Annotated in this window: 19 protein-coding genes; 18 read left to right on the plus strand and 1 reads right to left on the minus strand. The window is 33.7% G+C overall.

The features are described 5' to 3' along the window. The 7 genes from RTL21_RS10885 to RTL21_RS10915 form a co-directional block, all read left to right on the plus strand. On the plus strand, positions 1-802 hold an 802-nt coding region (locus RTL21_RS10885), incomplete at its 5' end, for a sugar-binding transcriptional regulator (protein ID WP_312095908.1). 176 nt (positions 803-978) lie between these two features. Further along, positions 979-1,776, plus strand: a complete 798-nt coding sequence (locus RTL21_RS10890) for an SDR family oxidoreductase (RefSeq protein WP_312095909.1) — start codon at positions 979-981, stop codon at positions 1,774-1,776. Between the two features lie 11 nt (positions 1,777-1,787). Beyond that, entirely contained in the window at positions 1,788-2,204 is a 417-nt protein-coding gene (locus tag RTL21_RS10895) for a PTS sugar transporter subunit IIA (RefSeq protein ID WP_312095910.1), read from the plus strand. Next, positions 2,205-2,696, plus strand: a complete 492-nt coding sequence (locus RTL21_RS10900; RefSeq protein WP_312095911.1) for a mannose/fructose/sorbose PTS transporter subunit IIB — start codon at positions 2,205-2,207, stop codon at positions 2,694-2,696. It begins immediately after the preceding gene. A 23-nt stretch (positions 2,697-2,719) separates the two neighbouring features. After that, entirely contained in the window at positions 2,720-3,532 is an 813-nt protein-coding gene (locus RTL21_RS10905) for a PTS mannose/fructose/sorbose transporter subunit IIC (RefSeq protein WP_312095994.1), read from the plus strand. Positions 3,533-3,543: 11 nt separating this feature from the next. After that, positions 3,544-4,374 carry a mannose/fructose/sorbose PTS transporter subunit IID gene (locus RTL21_RS10910; protein ID WP_312095912.1) on the plus strand — a complete coding sequence of 277 codons (831 nt, stop codon included), beginning with the start codon at positions 3,544-3,546 and terminating at the stop codon, positions 4,372-4,374. A gap of 24 nt (positions 4,375-4,398) precedes the next feature. Beyond that, complete coding sequence (locus RTL21_RS10915; RefSeq protein WP_312095913.1) at positions 4,399-5,610, plus strand: zinc-binding dehydrogenase; 1,212 nt, start codon at positions 4,399-4,401, stop codon at positions 5,608-5,610. Positions 5,611-5,955: 345 nt separating this feature from the next. Here RTL21_RS10915 and RTL21_RS10920 read toward each other — a convergent pair whose 3' ends face one another. Then, positions 5,956-6,333, minus strand: a complete 378-nt coding sequence (locus RTL21_RS10920; RefSeq protein ID WP_312095914.1) for an SLAP domain-containing protein — start codon at positions 6,331-6,333, stop codon at positions 5,956-5,958. A gap of 323 nt (positions 6,334-6,656) precedes the next feature. On the opposite strand from RTL21_RS10920, the gene RTL21_RS10925 reads away from it, so the two are divergent. The 11 genes from RTL21_RS10925 to RTL21_RS10975 all read left to right on the plus strand — a co-directional run bounded on the left by RTL21_RS10925 (position 6,657) and on the right by RTL21_RS10975 (position 17,097). Then, a complete protein-coding gene (locus RTL21_RS10925; RefSeq protein ID WP_312095915.1) occupies positions 6,657-7,349 on the plus strand; it encodes a FadR/GntR family transcriptional regulator in 693 nt (230 codons plus the stop codon). Between the two features lie 118 nt (positions 7,350-7,467). Then, complete coding sequence (locus tag RTL21_RS10930; protein WP_312095916.1) at positions 7,468-8,763, plus strand: ABC transporter substrate-binding protein; 1,296 nt, start codon at positions 7,468-7,470, stop codon at positions 8,761-8,763. A 108-nt stretch (positions 8,764-8,871) separates the two neighbouring features. Further along, positions 8,872-9,756 carry a carbohydrate ABC transporter permease gene (locus tag RTL21_RS10935; RefSeq protein ID WP_312095917.1) on the plus strand — a complete coding sequence of 295 codons (885 nt, stop codon included), beginning with the start codon at positions 8,872-8,874 and terminating at the stop codon, positions 9,754-9,756. Then, positions 9,749-10,585, plus strand: coding sequence for a carbohydrate ABC transporter permease (locus tag RTL21_RS10940; RefSeq protein ID WP_312095918.1), 837 nt, complete (start codon positions 9,749-9,751; stop codon positions 10,583-10,585). The genes RTL21_RS10935 and RTL21_RS10940 overlap by 8 nt, the downstream gene beginning before the upstream one ends. A 16-nt stretch (positions 10,586-10,601) precedes the next feature. Next, positions 10,602-11,798, plus strand: coding sequence for an enolase C-terminal domain-like protein (locus RTL21_RS10945; protein ID WP_312095919.1), 1,197 nt, complete (start codon positions 10,602-10,604; stop codon positions 11,796-11,798). Positions 11,799-12,373: 575 nt separating this feature from the next. Further along, the gene (locus RTL21_RS10950; RefSeq protein ID WP_312095920.1) at positions 12,374-13,000 is read left to right on the plus strand and encodes a metal-dependent hydrolase; all 627 of its coding nucleotides are present in this window, start codon (positions 12,374-12,376) and stop codon (positions 12,998-13,000) included. Positions 13,001-13,442: 442 nt separating this feature from the next. Next, on the plus strand, positions 13,443-14,639 hold the full coding sequence (locus RTL21_RS10955) for a GTP-binding protein (RefSeq protein WP_312095921.1): 1,197 nt from the start codon (positions 13,443-13,445) through the stop codon (positions 14,637-14,639). Between the two features lie 130 nt (positions 14,640-14,769). Further along, a complete protein-coding gene (rpsN, locus tag RTL21_RS10960) occupies positions 14,770-15,039 on the plus strand; it encodes a 30S ribosomal protein S14 (RefSeq protein WP_312095922.1) in 270 nt (89 codons plus the stop codon). 36 nt (positions 15,040-15,075) lie between these two features. Beyond that, the gene (locus RTL21_RS10965; RefSeq protein ID WP_312095923.1) at positions 15,076-15,327 is read left to right on the plus strand and encodes a type B 50S ribosomal protein L31; all 252 of its coding nucleotides are present in this window, start codon (positions 15,076-15,078) and stop codon (positions 15,325-15,327) included. A 111-nt stretch (positions 15,328-15,438) separates the two neighbouring features. Next, positions 15,439-16,335 carry a fructose bisphosphate aldolase gene (locus RTL21_RS10970; RefSeq protein ID WP_312095924.1) on the plus strand — a complete coding sequence of 299 codons (897 nt, stop codon included), beginning with the start codon at positions 15,439-15,441 and terminating at the stop codon, positions 16,333-16,335. A 306-nt stretch (positions 16,336-16,641) separates the two neighbouring features. Next, positions 16,642-17,097, plus strand: coding sequence for a VOC family protein (locus tag RTL21_RS10975; RefSeq protein WP_312095925.1), 456 nt, complete (start codon positions 16,642-16,644; stop codon positions 17,095-17,097). The last annotated feature ends 64 nt before the right edge of the window (positions 17,098-17,161 follow it).

Genomic DNA, 17,161 nt, shown 5'->3' on the forward strand with positions numbered 1-17,161 from the left:
AACAATAAAATATGACACTGCAGGTACCTATTCATTGGAACAAGAATTAGAAAAGCGATACAACCTTGATCGTGCAATAATCGTGCATGTAGGTCAAGAAGTAGAAACAAAGAAAAAAGAACAACTGATGGGGAAAGCGGTTAGTGATTATATTTCACAAATTGTACAGGATTCGATGAAAATTGGTTTTTCATGGGGAAGATCATTAGCAGCCACGGTTGAGAAATTGGAATACCAATCAACAAATGATATTACATGTGTTCCAATGATTGGTGGTCCAGCAGGAGCATTGTCTAGTGAATATCATGTAAATACGATAACATATCAAGCAGCAAAAAAGCTTAATGGAAGTGCCTTAATGATTGATTCTCCAGCTATTACTGGATCACCTGATATTAAAAATTCTTTATTGAATACACCGTATAATATAAAATTAACTAATCTTTGGAAAGAGCTTGATATGGCCATATTTGGGATAGGAAGTCCTTTAATTGCGAGAAAAGAAGTATGGAAAGCTTTTTATGGTGAATCCATTATTGCAGAGTTAAAAGAAAATAATGTGGTTGGTGATATATTATCAAGCTTTTTTGATATCAATGGAAAGCATGTTAAATTGGAACTTCATGATCGTAGAATCGGTATTGATTTTGATACTTTAAAAAAAATTAAGGTACGTATTGGGGTTGCTGAATCAAAAGATAAATCTTTAGCCATTCTTGGTGCATTAAGAGGTAATCTTTTAACATCATTAATAACGACTGAGGAAACTGCAAAGGACATTTTATTTTTAGATAAATCTTAATAATTGATAGTTTAAAGCAAATGACAGTACACTCATTTGCTTTTTTTATTATGTTTCACAAATGTGAACATTAAAAATAATTTGTGATTTTTATGTTGACGATTTGAAAGGGTTTACATATAATGAGGTTATAACAAATGTGATTTATAATTCACTAATGTGAAGGGGCTGATGCAGTGAGTTGGTTAAACCTTGAAGGAAAAGTAGTTATTGTTACAGGAGGGTCTTCAGGAATTGGTGATTCAATTACTAAAAATCTATGTAATTTAGGCGTAAAAGTAATTAATGCCGATATTAGAGAAGGGGAATATACGCATAAAAATTTAAATTTTCATAAAACAGATGTTTCCTCAAGAGACTCTGTACAACGTGCCGTTGACTATACAATTGAAATATTTGGGAAAATTGATGGACTTATAAACAACGCTGGCATAAATATTCCGGCTCTACTAGTAGATGGAAAGAAAAGTCATAGTGAGTTTGAAATACATGATGAAATCTTTGAAAAAATGGTGAATATCAATCAAAAAGGAGTTTATTTAATGAGCCAGGCTGTTGGAAGATGGCTAGTAAAACAAGGATATGGTGTAATTGTGAACATGTCTTCTGAAAGTGGTTTAGAAGGTTCAGAAGGACAAAGCTGTTATGCAGCAACGAAGGCGGCAGTGAATAGTTTTACTCGTTCTTGGGCGAAGGAGCTGGGGAAAAAAGGAGTAAGAGTCATTGGAATAGCACCTGGTATCTTGGAGGAAACTGGATTAAGGACTATTGATTATGAAACTGCTTTAGCCTATACAAGAAATATTACTATTGATGAGTTACGAGCAGGATACAATAAAACTAGTACTATCCCATTAGGAAGAAGTGGGAAATTATCTGAAGTTGCTGATTTAGTTGCATACTTATTGTCAGAAAAATCCAGTTATATCACTGGAGTTACAATAAATATTGCGGGAGGAAAAACGAGAGGATAGGAGGATAATATATGAGCAGAGTTATTTTAGTAGGACATGGAAAGTTAGCACTTGAAATGAAAAATTCAGCTGAAATGATTTTTGGGAAAATGGATAAATTTTCAGCAATCGAATTTAAAATGGAAGAGGGTTTAGAAAGCCTGTCCAAAAAAATTCATGAAGAAATAAGCGCTTTTAATAGAGAAGATACATTAATTTTAACCGATTTGTTTTGTGGAACCCCATATAATGCGGGATGTGCTATTTGTATGAAAGAACCATCAATCAATATAGAAGTTATCTCAGGAATGTCGTTACCTTTAGTGTTAGAAGCTGCTACATTATTAAATAATACACCAATTAATGAAATCTCAAATATTCTAATTGAGTATGCTAGTGAAATGGTAAAATCTTTTGAAAATCAGATTGTTGAAGAGGAGGAGTTATAATTGATAGTTAATTTAGCAAGAATTGATGATAGATTAATACATGGTCAAGTAGCTACAGTTTGGGCGAAAGTAGCTAAAGCTCAACGAATTATTGTTGTCAGTAAGGAAGTTGATGGTGATCAGATTCGTAAAACATTAGTTAAACAAGCAGCTCCTCCAGGAATTAAGGTCAACATAGTGGATGTGGAAAAAGCGATCAAAGTATACAATAATCCGAAGTATGAAAAAGAAACAGTGTTTTATTTATTTACAAATCCTTCAGAAGTAGTGGAAATAATAAAAGGGGGAGTTCCAATAAAATCAGTAAATGTGGGAGGTATGCAATTTAAGGCTGGTAGAAAACAAATTACAAAAGCAATCTCAGTTGGTGCAGAAGATATTACTGCATTTAATGAATTGAAGATTTTAGGAGTAGAGTTAGATTGCAGAGTAGTAGCATCAGATCCAAAGATAGATTTTGAACAGAAGCTAAAAGAAGCTATTAGAGTCTAAAAAGAAGGAGAATAATTATGGATATTTCTATTATTCAAGTAATATTAATTTTTGTTTTCTCTTGTATAGCAGGGATGGGTAGTGTTCTTGACGAGTTTCAAACACATAGACCTCTTATAGCTTGTACTGTTGTTGGCCTTATTTTGGGAGATGTAACAACTGGGGTTATTTTAGGGGGAACATTAGAATTAATAGCTTTAGGATGGATGAATATAGGTGCGGCTCAATCACCAGATTCTGCTTTAGCTAGCGTAATATCTACTATTCTAGTAGTTGTTGGCTCACAAGATATTCAAGCTGGTATCGCGATTGCTCTTCCCGTTGCAGCAGCCGGTCAAGTATTAACAGTTATTGCACGGACAATTACTGTAGCATTTCAACATGCAGCTGATAAAGCAGCAGAAGAGGCTGCTTTTAACAAAATAATTTTCCTTCATTTTAGCGCGCTTTTTATTCAAGCATTACGAGTTGCATTACCAGCAACAATAGTAGCAATTTTTGTTAGCGCTGATATGGTGAACAATATGCTCAATGCCATCCCAGATGTAGTTACAGGTGGGCTAGCAGTTGCAGGTGGATTTATTGTTGTTGTCGGATATGCAATGGTTCTTAATATGATGAGTGTAAAGTATTTAATGCCTTTCTTCTTTTTAGGCTTTGTTTTAGCTGGATACCTAGATTTTAGTTTACTGGCATTTGGAATAATTGGATTAATATTGGCACTGATATTCCTTCAGTTAAATCCGAATTATAAAAAACAAGATGTTGCTATAGCAAGTTCAGGTGTTGGTGCAGTTGATAATACCAGTCTGAAAGACGATGAATTAGAAGATTAGGAGCTGACATTATGAATGAATCGAAATCATCTATATCAAAAAAAGATATTTTTAAAACCTTTTTATATTCGAATTTCCAACAAGCTTCCTTTAATTATGAGCGGATTCACGCACTAGCATTTTGTGTAGATATGATTCCTACTATTAAAAGAGTTTACAAAACTAAAGAAGATCAAGCAGAGGCTCTAAAGCGTCACCTAACTTTTTTTAATACAACACCTGCTGTAGTTGGTCCAGTAATTGGTGTAACCATGGCTATGGAAGAAGCAAAAGCAAAAGGATCAGATATTGATGAAGGAACAATTAATAGTTTAAAAGTAGGGTTAATGGGACCACTAGCTGGTGTTGGAGATCCTCTCGTTTGGGGAACATTACGTCCTATTACAGCAGCTATTGGTGCATCATTAGCTCTCTCGGGAAATATTCTTGGGCCAATTGTTTTCTTCTTGATTTTTAATATAGTACGTCTAGCTATGAAATGGTATGGCTTAAACTATGGACTAAAAAAAGGCCTGGATATTGTTAAAGATCTCTCAACCAACTTACTTCAAAAGTTAACAGAAGGAGCTACTATTTTAGGATTATTCATCATGGGAGTATTAGTAACAAAATGGACCTCGATAAATGTACCAATCGTAGTATCAAAAACTACTGGAGCAGATGGAGATACAATAATCACTACCGTTCAGAATATTTTAGATGACTTAGTTCCTGGTTTACTAGCCTTAGGATTAACATTGCTAGTCATGAAGTTATTAAAGAAAAAAGTCAGTCCAATACTATTAATCTTCGGTTTATTTGCAATTGGAATAATTGGATACGGATTGGGAATTTTAGCATAATTAATTAAAGTAGGGGAGATAAATATGTTAACAAAAGCAGTACGACTATATGGAAAAAAAGATTTGCGATTAGAAGAATTTGAACTCCCACCCATTAAAGAAAACGAAATTCTTGCATCAGTAGTAACAGATAGCATATGTATGTCAACTTGGAAACTGACAAACCAAGGCGAGGAACATAAAAAGGCACCAAAAGATTTAACACAAAATCCTGTTATTATTGGTCATGAATTTTGTGGTGAAATTATAGAGGTGGGAAATAAATGGAAACATCAATATAAGGTTGGCGAACGTTATGTTCTGCAAGCAAATTTGCAATTGCCAGATAAGCCGGATTGTCCCGGCTATTCGTATCCCTATACTGGTGGAGATGCTACCTATATTATAATATCCTCAGATGTTATGGAACAAGATTGTTTGATACCATATCATGGAGACACATACTTTGAAGGATCTTTAGTAGAACCATTATCATGTGTAATAGGTGCATTTGAAGCGAACTATCATCTTATAGAAGGTACTTATAATCATAAAATGGGAATAAAAGAAAATGGAAACCTACTTATTATGGGAGGCACAGGTCCTATGGGATTACTGGCGATAGATTATGCCATAAATGGACCAATAAAACCAAAAAGACTAGTAGTAACAGATAGACATGAGGAAAAATTAGTTAGAGCAGAAAAACTTTATCCTAGTCAGAATGGAATAGAAATAAACTATGTAAATGTGAAAGATATAGAGAATCAAGTTGAATTTCTAAAAGAGATTACTGGATCAGGTTATGATGATATATTTGTATTTGTTCCTTCAGAAACTGCTATTACAGATGGATCTGCATTACTTAATCGGGATGGATGTTTAAACTTTTTTGCCGGTCCGCAAAATAAAGACTTTGAGGCAAAAATAAATTTCTACGATTTACACTATAACTTTACTCATTATGTTGGTACATCTGGTGGTAATACTCAAGATATGAGAAAAGCAGTAAAACTTATTGAAAACAAGAAAGTTAATGTAGCGAATATAGTTACACATATTCTTGGATTAAATGCAGTGGGAGAAACAACTCTTAACTTACCAGAAATAGGTGGAGGAAAAAAACTAGTCTACACTCATAAGAATTTTAATCTTATTAATATTGATAGGATTAAAGAAGGTGAATTAGCAGAGATTCTCTTTAAAACTGGTGGGATTTGGAGCAAGGAAGCAGAGGATTATATTTTAGAAAACTAACAATAATTTTTAGTCAATTTGTAAATGACTTATTATTAATCTTTAAAATCTAAAAAATATTAATAATCAAGAGCTTCCATCTAGTTTGATAGGAGTTCTCGATTATTTTTTTATTAAAGATTATAATTTACATTAGTGAATTCTATTATTTTTAAATAGTATCTAAGTATTACCAGAATGAGAACTTTAATTTTGCACTCCCGTTCTCAACAAATAATTACTTGTGTGCAACAGGCTAACCGCTAATATATTAATTGGTTAACTATTTTCATCCCCAATAAACTAGAAAGAGGGTTAACCATTCTCTAGTTAATCCCCCCTTAGCTTGAGTTATTTTTTGAAATTCTATCTTAGTTCTAATCGCCCACTCTTAAAAGCATTTTGAACACTATAACTATCCTTTGGAAAAATAAACGTCCAAGGCATACTCACTTGTGAAGGAATGACTAGGTCTGGCAACGTGAAGTCTTTTTCCGCAATCACTTCATTATTAACACTGTAATGTAATTTTGCATCTATTAAGGTCAGCGGATGTTCCGTAAAATTATGAACCAATACTGATACAAGTAGGGCATCTCTATGATTAATTGCTTCTCGGATAGGAGAAAAAACTACACTTGAGCTATTTAAATCCTTTGTTTCCTTAAAGATTTTTTCTATATTTTCTCGATCCTGAGGGGCTATTTGCTTATCCCAGGAAGATTCAAATTGCAATTGCTGCATAACTATAACCACCTTTTGAAGTGAAGTGTAACATAAGTGAGGGAAAGAATCTAATAAACGTATCAAGTTATAATCTGAATGGAAGTGTAGGAAAAGGAACTGTCTCTTGCTTCCATTTATAGTATTAAATAAGATTTGTGCTTAACACTGTATTTAAGAGGATTCAATGTAGAGTAAGCAAGATTCTAGATGTGATTTTAATTTTTTAAATGTCATAAATATAGATTGGAAGAATATACATCTACAGAAAATTAAATTCTTAAGAGGAGAGATAAGCAAGAAGTTGTATGACAACACACAACTTGAAGAGAGTGAAGGTGGAAATGGTTAAACAAATTAATAGGCAGAGTGTGGTTGATGAAATTTATGATCAGATAATTCAGAAGATTTATAATGGTTATTGGGGCCTTGGAGAAAAACTTCCTTCTGAACATCAATTGTGTGAAATGTTAGGGGTAAGTAGAACGAGTATTAGAAGTGCATTACAAAAATTAAGTGTACAAAAGATCATTGAAATCAAACACGGGCAAGGATCATTTGTTTCTAATTTTGCAAAGGTAAGTATTTTGAGTAGCTTAGATACATTAAATGTAGAATTAAAGTTAACTAAGGAAGATATATTAGAAATGCTTGAATTCCGTGAAGCAATTGAATTTAAGTGTATTGATCTCGCTGTGGAAAGAGCAACTGAAGAAGATGTTTTAAATTTAGAAAGAGCTTTAAAAAAAATGATACAAAACAAAAAAGAATACAAAAAGTACACTGTTGCTGATTTTGAATTTCACTTAGTTATTGCTAAGGCTTCAAAAAACAAGCTGCTTTTTGAAGTATTGAAAAATTCAAAATACTTTTACTTATATTTAGAGGAATTGAATAGAGTCATAGGTGTGAACCAAAACAGTATAGATGGACATACGAAACAGTATGAATGTTTTAAAAAGAGGGATGCAGAAGGTATTAAAGACCAGATAAGAAGAGGAGTAATGGAAATGTTAGAAAAACTTAATATGACTTAGTAACGATAAAATTTCCGAAAAGTTGTATGACGTGCCACCTTATAGGTTGTTCTCTATTTCTAAAAAATATCATTTTTAGAAATAGATTTTATTTAGAAAAGATGGGGGTAGTGAGAAAATGAAAAAAATTAAAATGGGGTTAGTTTTCTTGCTTTTTATTGTAAGCGTTTTATCTGGGTGTTCATCAAAAGAAGGGGCTGGTGAATCAGAAGATGGCGTAGTAACTTTAAAAATTATGTCTGTTTCACAAACAGAACAACCAGACGGGGAACTTGAACAAAAAATTGCGGATGAATACATGAAGCAAAATCCTAAAGTTAAGATTGAATTTATAGGGGTTCCAATGAATGATTTATATAAGAAGCTTACAACATTAGCAACAAGTAATGATTTGCCCGATGCTTTTACTATGACACCTGAATTTATGAGAACAGCTCATGATATGGGAATGACAGCTAATCTTACTGAATTATTAGGAGAAGAGTATTTAAAAGATTTTTACGAAAATATTATTGATGAAGCAAGTATAAATGGGGAATTACAATTAATCCCATGGAACGCGACCCCGCAAGCGTTAATCTTTAGAGGAGATTGGTTTGAAGAAGAAGGTTTAGAGGCGCCGAAGACTTGGGATGAATTTATAGAAGTAGCTCAAAAGCTAACAAAAGATAAAGATGGAGATGGTCAAGTAGATCAATGGGGATTTGGGTTAGTTGGAACTAGAAACGGTTCTGGTGCTTCAAGATTTATACCTATTTTACGTTCCTTTGGTGCAGCAGAAATTAGAAAAGATAATAACGGAAATTGGATTACAGACTTAGGTTCAGATGAAGCTAAAAAGGCATTTCAACTTTATGGAGATTTAAATAATAAATATAAAGTTGTTCCACCAGGGGTTACTGAATCTGGTTTTCCTGAGGTAGCGAGTTTATTTGCAACAAATAAAGTGGCTATGATGATTACTGGACCTAATGCATTAGGAGCAATATATGCGGAAAATCCTGATTTAAAAGGTAAAGTCTATAGTACTCCAGTTCCAAAAGATATTGAATATTCCTCTAATTTTGGCCTTATTGGATATGGAATTTCAGAGAACAGTGAACATAAAGAAGAAGTAGCAGATTACTTGAAATTTCTAGTAAACAAAGAAAATTCCCTTCAATGGAATAAGGATACAGGGAGACTTCCAACAAGAAAGGATGTAGGGGAGTCACAACAATTAAATACACCTGAAATGGCAGGATATTCAGAGGCTATCACATATGCATTTCATTTACCAGAGATCTCTTCATATAGCCAATTCCAAGATATAATAGCTGAAGCTTATCAAACAATGTTAACGAATAGTGAAAGCGTCGAAAATATTGTGAAAAAAGCTGAGAATCGTGCAGAAGATCTAATTAGTAAAGAATAATTTTTAGGTAGGATAAAGGGATAATAAAGCGGTATTCCCCTAACTATTTTTGCTTATAAGAGAGTTGGATCAGGGGAATGCCGACATATGCGGTCAGGTGGTGAAAATATGAGAAATAAAACATTCTCAATATTAAAAAAAGAATATTGGAGTGGCTACTTGTTTACAGCACCTGCTGCAATTGCGTTGTTGTTGTTAGTGGCTTATCCATTAGTTTATGGTATGTATATTAGTTTTTTTGATACAAATCTGGTTAATCGTTGGGATTTTGTTGGGATAGAAAATTTTAAAGAAATATTTTCTAATATGGATTTTACTAATAGCATCTTGCTTACTTTACTCTATACAGTACTAACGATATTAGGTCATTTTATCATAGGAATTGGTTTGGCACTTTTATTAAATATAAATATAAAAGGAAGCGTTATTTTTAGAGCAATCCTTGTTTTGCCTTGGCTTTTGCCTGAAGTGGTAGTTGCTTTATTGTGGAAATGGTTATTTAACCCAATGTATGGCTTATTTAATCATATTTTGCTGACAACTAATATTATTTCTGAACCTATCTCTTGGTTAGGTGAAAGTACTTATGCATTTTTAGCAGTTGTAATGGTTAGTATTTGGAAAGGGTATCCTTTAATAATGATGATGATCCTGGCTGGATTACAGTCTATTCCGAAAGATTTATATGAAGCTGCAAGGATAGATGGAACGAATAAATGGCAGGAATTTCTTTATATAACAGTTCCAGGCTTAAAGCCAGTTTTAGTAGTAAGCCTCATACTAGATACAGTTTGGTGGTTTAAACATTATACGATGATCTGGGTAATGACTGCAGGTGGACCTGGAAATGCTACAAATGTAGTTAGTATTGATATCTTTAAGAATGCATTTGAATATTTTGATTTTGGAAATGCAGCAGCTATGGCGGTAATTGTTTTTGCGGTATGTTTCTTGATAGGCTTCTTGTATAGGAGGGTACTAGATAATGATTAAAAGGAGATTTAGACTTTCGAAATTATTAATTTATGTACTATTAATATTTGCCTCAGGATTTGTCTTAGTACCTACTTTGTGGATGCTTTCTACCTCTTTAAAACCTATTGAAGATGTAATGACAACACCACCAAAATGGATACCGGAAAACTTCTCCTTCGCATCCTTTATAAATATATTTAGAGATTATCCTTTTTCTGATTATTTTATTAATAGTATTATAATCGTTTCGATTTCCACAATCGCATCTATTATTGTTTCATGTTTGGCTGCCTATGGAGTAACCAGGTTTAAATTTAAAGGAAAGGGATCTTTTCTTACTTTTTTACTAGTAACTCAAATGTTCCCTTCTATTATGTTATTAATACCTTTTTACCATGTGTTAAGATCAGTAAATCTAATCGATTCCCATTTAGGCTTAATATTAGTCTATATATCTTTTACTATCCCTTTTTGTACTTGGATGATGGTAGGATTTTTCAAGTCTATACCAATTGAATTAGATGAAGCGGCCAAGATGGATGGGTGTGGTAAATTAAGAACCTTTTTACAAATTATTATGCCACTATCGTTACCAGGACTTGCTTCCACAGCCATTTATGCAATGTTAACAGGTTGGAATGAATATATGTTTGCCCTGATATTAACTAATTCAGAAACGATGAGAACTCTTCCTGTTGGCATCGCTGAATTAAATGGATATTATAAAATTCTTTGGAATGATTTAATGGCTGCATCTGTAATTTCAAGTTTACCATTAATTATTTTGTTTATTTTCTTTCAAAAGTACTTTATCAGTAGTTTAACCTCAGGCTCTGTTAAAGGTTAAATAGGGAGGGATAATTATGATAAAAATAAAAAATGTAAAAACGATAGTAACTGCCCCAGAGGGTGTGAATTTAGTAGTAGTAAAAATTGAAACAACTGAACCTGGCTTATACGGTTTAGGATGTGCAACATTTACTCAAAGATATTTATCAGTAGTTTCAGCTATTGATAATTATGTTAGGCCATTCTTAATAGGCAAGGATGTTCATAATATTGAAGATATATGGAATACCACAAATGTAAGTGGTTATTGGCGTAATGGTCCGGAATTTAACAATGCAATCTCTGGTGCTGATATGGCACTTTGGGATATTAAAGGAAAATTAGCGAATATGCCCTTATATCAATTATTCGGTGGCAAATGTAGAGAAGGTGCAGCTGTTTATAGACATGCAGAAGGAGAAACTATAGAACAGGTAGAAGAAAATGTAATCCAATTTATGAAGGAAGGGTTTCGTTATATTAGATGTCAACTTGGAGGCTATGGCGGGAAAAATCATTTTATCAATAAACCAGAAAAAGCTCCCAATGGAATTTATTATGATCCAAAAATTTATATGAAAAGTGTTATAAAGATGTTTGATTATCTAAGAAATAAAGTAGGCTGGGAGGTTGAATTCATTCATGATATTCATGAAAGGTTAGCACCGATTGATGCTGTTGGATTTGCAAAAGATCTAGAACCATTTAAATTATTTTTCTTAGAGGATGCTTTAGCTCCAGAGCAAATTGATTGGTTTAAGTTAATTAGACAGCATACTACAGTACCTATTGCAATGGGAGAACTATTTAATAATCCTAATGAATGGATGCCGCTAATAGAAAATAGATTAATTGATTTTATAAGAATCCATGTTAGTCAAATTGGAGGGATAACCCCTGCGAGAAAAGTAGAAGCAGTATGTCAAATGTTTGGCATACGCACAGCATGGCATGGACCTGCAGATGTCTCACCAGTTGGACACGCTGCAAACGTACACTTAAATGTGAGTAGTCCAGCATTTGGGATTCAGGAATATTATGGATTTAGTGAGAAAGTGCAAGAAGTATTTCCAGGTAGCCCAGAGACTAGAAATGGATATATATATCCTAATCAGTTACCTGGTTTAGGTATTGATATTAATGAGGAGAAGGCAAAAAAATACCCTTGTAATGATAAATTGCCAGAGTGGACGCTAGCAAGAATTGTAGATGGAACTGCCGTAAGACCATAAATAATGTTTTCACTGAAACAAATGAAAATTTGAGAATTAAGAAAAGAAGAATCATGCTTTTAATTATGTGTTTATTGGGAAGGTATTATTAGGTGCAACAACACATATTCCAAGCTTGTTGCACCCACCTTTTGAAGTATTTAAAAAATTTTCATGATTCTAATTTCGAGTATCTAAGAGCATAAAGACATCATATTTACTTGGGTTTATTTTAGACGATTATTTTAAGATAAGCACCTAAAAGCTACTTTCAATCCTACAAAAAAATGTAGCAGAGGTAAGAGGAAACGTCAAAAAGTAAAAAGATAGAATAGTTTGTAAGTAATAATAACTAAAAGACGTAGAACCTCAGTATTGAATTCCTCCTTTTCTCCAATTAATAGATTCTATTTTTGACATATTTCGTGAAATTCCTCAATTTGACACTCTTAATATAATTATATAATTATCGATTAGTCTACAAATTTTATTTGCGTATTTTATTACTTTAAAATCCCCCTAAACAGAACAAATGTTTTGGTGTAGAATAGTAATCAGTGCATCAATACTATTAAATATTAAAGGTGGAAATCAACTTGAATGGAACATCACATGCTGTAATTGGATCAGCAACAGGATTTATTGTTGCTCATACCGTGCAATCCACACCAACGGAGACGCTTGTGTGTGTCGCTTTAGGAGCTGTCTCTGGATTAATGCCTGATCTAGATATTGACGGGAAACTTCGTGGGAAAATTACTTTGCCGCATCAGATGATTCAATTGTCTGCACAGGTAATCGGAATACTTATGATTCTTTATAGTTTCTTCGAGAAGGTCGCAGTAGAAAGGTGGATGGGTGTCGGAATAGGGATTTTGATATTAATTATAGCCTCCTTAATTAAACAAAAACATATGCTAACGATAACTGGAATTGCCGTTTTGATGGGGGGGCTTTCTGTAGAAGAAAGATGGATTATTCTATTAGGAATCTTTATTATGATTGCATCCTTTACTTCCCATCGAAGCTATACCCATTCTATATTAGGAGTCGTGTTCTTTGGAATTATAGCCTCTGATTTAGAGACTTCGCTTGGAATGCAAGGATTGTACTATACTTGTCTTGGGGGATATATCAGTCATTTAATAGCTGATTTAAAAATTTTCCCATTTAATAAACGAGGCGTTAAGCTGTTCTTGCCATTGTCATCAAAGGAATTATAATAGTTTAATAGATTATCTTTCTTTATACATAATAAAAAGTTAGATAGAACAGAATCCCCCATTCTGGCAAAATGAAATGGGGGATTTGCGTGTATGAACCACAGGCAGGAGAGTGACTGCTAGTATACCAGAAACTGGTGTTCTTATACCACAACAGATAGCCGAAGTAGAAAATCGTCTGTCTATCAAAGGCAGGTGAATATAAATAGAAGGCAACGAGAATTAGATACGCTAAATGAATTAGAGCAGGCAAGACTTGCAGTTGAAGCATACGAAAATCCAAGAAAGAATCCATAGCACTCATCTAGAAGCAGATGATCCTGTTAATTGGATGGCTCTTTGATTCCTCTAATGTATTTATCCTTGCATTTTTTCATAAAAAAGACTATCATATAAATCGTAATGATTACGATTTATAAAATAAAAATGAAAGAGTGAGGAAATGAAAAAAATACCGGTTACAGTGTTGAGTGGTTATTTAGGTGCTGGGAAGACAACTTTGCTTAATCATATTTTACATAATCGAGATGGGTTGAAGGTTGCGGTAATTGTCAATGACATGAGTGAAGTGAATATTGATAGTGAACTAGTTCAAACGGTTGGCGGCTTTTCCCGAACAGAAGAGAAGCTAGTAGAAATGTCAAATGGCTGTATTTGCTGTACATTACGGGAGGATTTGCTTGTAGAAGTGGAAAGGCTTGCGATGGAAGGGGATATTGACTATATCTTAATCGAATCATCTGGAATCAGTGAACCAATTCCAGTCGCACAGACTTTTTCTTATATTGATGAAGAAATGGGAATTGATTTAACTAAATTTTGTAAACTGGATACAATGGTAACGGTAGTCGATGCAAATCGATTTTGGCATGATTATGAGTCTGGCGATTCTCTCCTTGACCGTAAAGAAGCAGTTGGAGAAGGGGATGAGAGAAATGTTGCCGATTTATTAATTGATCAAATTGAATTTTGCGATGTACTTATTCTTAATAAATGCGATTTAGTCGCAGCAGAGGATTTAGAAAAACTAGAGAAAGTAATTAGAACACTTCAACCAGTTGCTAGAATTATTCGAACAGTGAATAGTGAGATTGATCCGCAAGAAATTTTAAATACAAATTTATTTGATTTTGACCGAGCTAGTGAGTCAGCAGGCTGGTTAAGGGAATTAAATATTGGTCCAAGCATGCATTCACCAGAAACAGAGGAATACGGGATTAGCTCATTTGTTTATGCTAGTAAAAAACCGTTTCATTCGGAAAGGTTTAATGAATGGTGTCATTCGATGCCAATGCAAATTGTACGTGCGAAAGGCATAGCATGGTGTGCGACAAGAAATAATTTAGCGTTACTTTTATCCCAAGCAGGACCTTCTGTAACGATTGAACCAATTTCCTACTGGGTTGCATCACTGCCAGAAGCCAGACAGAAGGAAATTATCTGTGTTAATCCAGGATTGGAAGAAAACTGGGATGCTGAATTTGGAGATCGACATACAAAGCTTGTATTTATAGGAAAGGATTTAAATGTAGAGCAAATAAAAAAAGAATTGGATGACTGTTTATTAACAGAGGAAGAGTTTTATGACGATTGGCGTCAGTTAAAAGATCCGTTTAATTGGAAAATAACTGCAAGTTAATATAGTTTGAAGGCATATAAGTTGTAAATCGTAATCATTTCGTTTTATTATAGATAAGTGTCGAAAGAGTGGATAATTATTTTTATTAAATCGAAATGATGTCGATTTAACATAAAGGAGGAAAAGAATATTGGCAAAAAAATCAAAAGTAGTCAAAGAGAGAAAACGAAGAGAAATCGTAGAGAAGTATGCTGAAATTCGCAGAGAGTTGAAAGAGAAGGGGGATTATGAGGCATTAAGAAAGCTACCTAGAGATTCTTCCCCAACAAGGTTGAAAAATAGATGTGAAGTAACTGGAAGGCCAAGAGGCTATTTAAGAAAATTTAAAATGTCTCGAATTGCCTTTAGAGAATATGCTCATAAGGGGCAAATACCTGGTGTGAAAAAGTCTAGTTGGTGATTCGTATATTCTATTAAAACAGAGGAGGACTTTATTATGAAAAAAGGAATACATCCTAATTATCAGGAAGTCGTTTTTATGGATGTTAATAGTGGATATCAATTTTTATCTGGATCAACGAAACAATCAAAGGAAGAAATTATTTGGAAGGATGGAAAAACCTACCCACTTATTAAAGTAGAAATCAGTTCCGATACACACCCGTTTTATACAGGGCGTCAAAAATTCTCCGATCGTGGCGGTCGAGTGGAACGATTTTATGAAAAATATAAAAATGTAAGAAGTTAATAACTTAAGAAATTGTCAATTTCTTCTATTTTCCTAACGAAATGTTTTAACTCTTCAACTTATGTGAATAATTTCAAATGAATAATACATCACGGACAAGGAGGAGAATAGATGAACGACCAATTGGAAAGAATGAAAAGCCGAAAAGGGTTTATTGCTGCTTTAGACCAAAGTGGAGGAAGTACGCCAAAAGCTTTGCTTCATTACGGAGTACCTGAAAGTGCCTATGCAAGTGAAGCAGAAATGTTTGATATGGTGCATCAGATGCGTACAAGAATTATTACATCTCCAGCTTTTGATTCCGAGTATATACTCGGAGCTATCTTGTTCGAGCAAACGATGGATAGTAAGATAGAAGGAATGTATACAGCTGATTATTTAGCAGAGAAAAAAGGGATTGTCCCCTTTTTGAAAATTGATAAAGGGCTAGCTGAACCTTCAAATGGAGTTCAATTGATGAAGCCAATCACTAATTTAGATGAAATCCTCCAACGTGCAAAGGAGCGTCATATTTTTGGAACGAAAATGCGTTCTGTTATTAAGGAAGCTAATTCTGAAAGTATAAAAGCTGTTGTGGATCAACAATTTGAAGTTGGAAAACAAATTATTGCAGCAGGACTAGTCCCTATTATCGAACCAGAAGTGGATATAAATAGCCCAGATAAAGAACAATCGGAAGCGATATTGAAAGAGGAACTATTAACACGTCTTAATAGCTTAAAAGAAGATGAAAATGTCATGCTGAAGCTATCTATTCCAACAGTTGCCAATACTTACAAAGAGTTAACTGAACACCCACGAGTAGTTCGTGTAGTCGCACTTTCAGGTGGATATAGCAGAGAAGAGGCCAATCAAAAATTAAAAGAAAATGACAACATCATTGCAAGCTTTTCTAGAGCATTAAGTGAAGAGCTAAATGTCAATCAATCAGAGGAAGAATTCAATACAACTCTAAAAGAAGCCGTGACCTCCATTTATGATGCTTCTACTTTAAAGACAGGGAAGTAATGTGCGGTACTAGTGATTCCGAATAAGTCAGGCTATAGAGGATAATTCAACCTTTATCTAAAATGCAGGCACCAGATATGTGAGAGTCATATTAGGTGCCTGTTTCTATTTGTACTTAATTGGTCTGTTGTTACATAAAGTAAAAAAGATATTCTCTTTAAATGTAGAAATATTTAAATAATTAAATTGACAAACAAAAATGTAAGCGTTATATTTCGTTTGTGAACAAGTGTTTAACATGTAAAGCTTCGGAAGAAATGTAAGTTTCATAGTGTCGAAATTCGAAAATAAATAGGAGGATGAAACATGGAGAAAAATATTCTCGGAAATAACGTTATTACACAAATCGGTATTTTAGTTCACGATATTGAAAAAACAAGTCAGGCATATGCAGATTTTTTTGGAATAGATAAACCTGAGTGGTCATTAACAGATACAGCTGATCTTGCGCAAACGGAATATCGGAAACAAGCAACAGAAGCACGCGCGAAACTTGCATTTTTTGACATGGGTTCTCTTCAACTTGAATTGATTGAACCAGATCATAACCCAAGTACATGGCGTGAATATTTGGATGAGCATGGAGAAGGCCCTCATCACATCGCTTTCGTTATTGATGGAATGAAAGAGAAGGTTGCTGTGATGGAAAGAAATCAAATGCCGCTTCTCCAAAAAGGCGAATATACTGGTGGAAGATATGCGTATATGGATACATTTAAAGATTTAAAAATCATCTTAGAATTATTGGAGAATGATAAGTGAAAAGAATGATGTAAATCGGAGTATAAAGATACTATCATGCCAATTTAAAAATTATGGAGAGGAA

It is taken from the genome of Niallia sp. (assembly GCF_031978665.1).
GTDB lineage: Bacteria > Bacillota > Bacilli > Bacillales > Cytobacillaceae > Niallia.

Excerpts from the sequence above, each read along its gene's own strand:
- RTL21_RS10965 (WP_312095923.1), top strand. The coding sequence starts at position 15,076 with ATGAAAAAAGGAATACATCCTAATTATCAGGAAGTCGTTTTTATGGAT.
- RTL21_RS10970 (WP_312095924.1), top strand. The coding sequence starts at position 15,439 with ATGAACGACCAATTGGAAAGAATGAAAAGCCGAAAAGGGTTTATTGCT.
- RTL21_RS10925 (WP_312095915.1), top strand. The coding sequence starts at position 6,657 with ATGGTTAAACAAATTAATAGGCAGAGTGTGGTTGATGAAATTTATGAT.
- RTL21_RS10920 (WP_312095914.1), bottom strand. The coding sequence starts at position 6,333 with ATGCAGCAATTGCAATTTGAATCTTCCTGGGATAAGCAAATAGCCCCT.
- RTL21_RS10895 (WP_312095910.1), top strand. The coding sequence starts at position 1,788 with ATGAGCAGAGTTATTTTAGTAGGACATGGAAAGTTAGCACTTGAAATG.
- RTL21_RS10930 (WP_312095916.1), top strand. The coding sequence starts at position 7,468 with ATGAAAAAAATTAAAATGGGGTTAGTTTTCTTGCTTTTTATTGTAAGC.
- RTL21_RS10935 (WP_312095917.1), top strand. The coding sequence starts at position 8,872 with ATGAGAAATAAAACATTCTCAATATTAAAAAAAGAATATTGGAGTGGC.
- RTL21_RS10910 (WP_312095912.1), top strand. The coding sequence starts at position 3,544 with ATGAATGAATCGAAATCATCTATATCAAAAAAAGATATTTTTAAAACC.
- RTL21_RS10940 (WP_312095918.1), top strand. The coding sequence starts at position 9,749 with ATGATTAAAAGGAGATTTAGACTTTCGAAATTATTAATTTATGTACTA.
- RTL21_RS10975 (WP_312095925.1), top strand. The coding sequence starts at position 16,642 with ATGGAGAAAAATATTCTCGGAAATAACGTTATTACACAAATCGGTATT.
- RTL21_RS10915 (WP_312095913.1), top strand. The coding sequence starts at position 4,399 with ATGTTAACAAAAGCAGTACGACTATATGGAAAAAAAGATTTGCGATTA.
- RTL21_RS10945 (WP_312095919.1), top strand. The coding sequence starts at position 10,602 with ATGATAAAAATAAAAAATGTAAAAACGATAGTAACTGCCCCAGAGGGT.
- RTL21_RS10955 (WP_312095921.1), top strand. The coding sequence starts at position 13,443 with ATGAAAAAAATACCGGTTACAGTGTTGAGTGGTTATTTAGGTGCTGGG.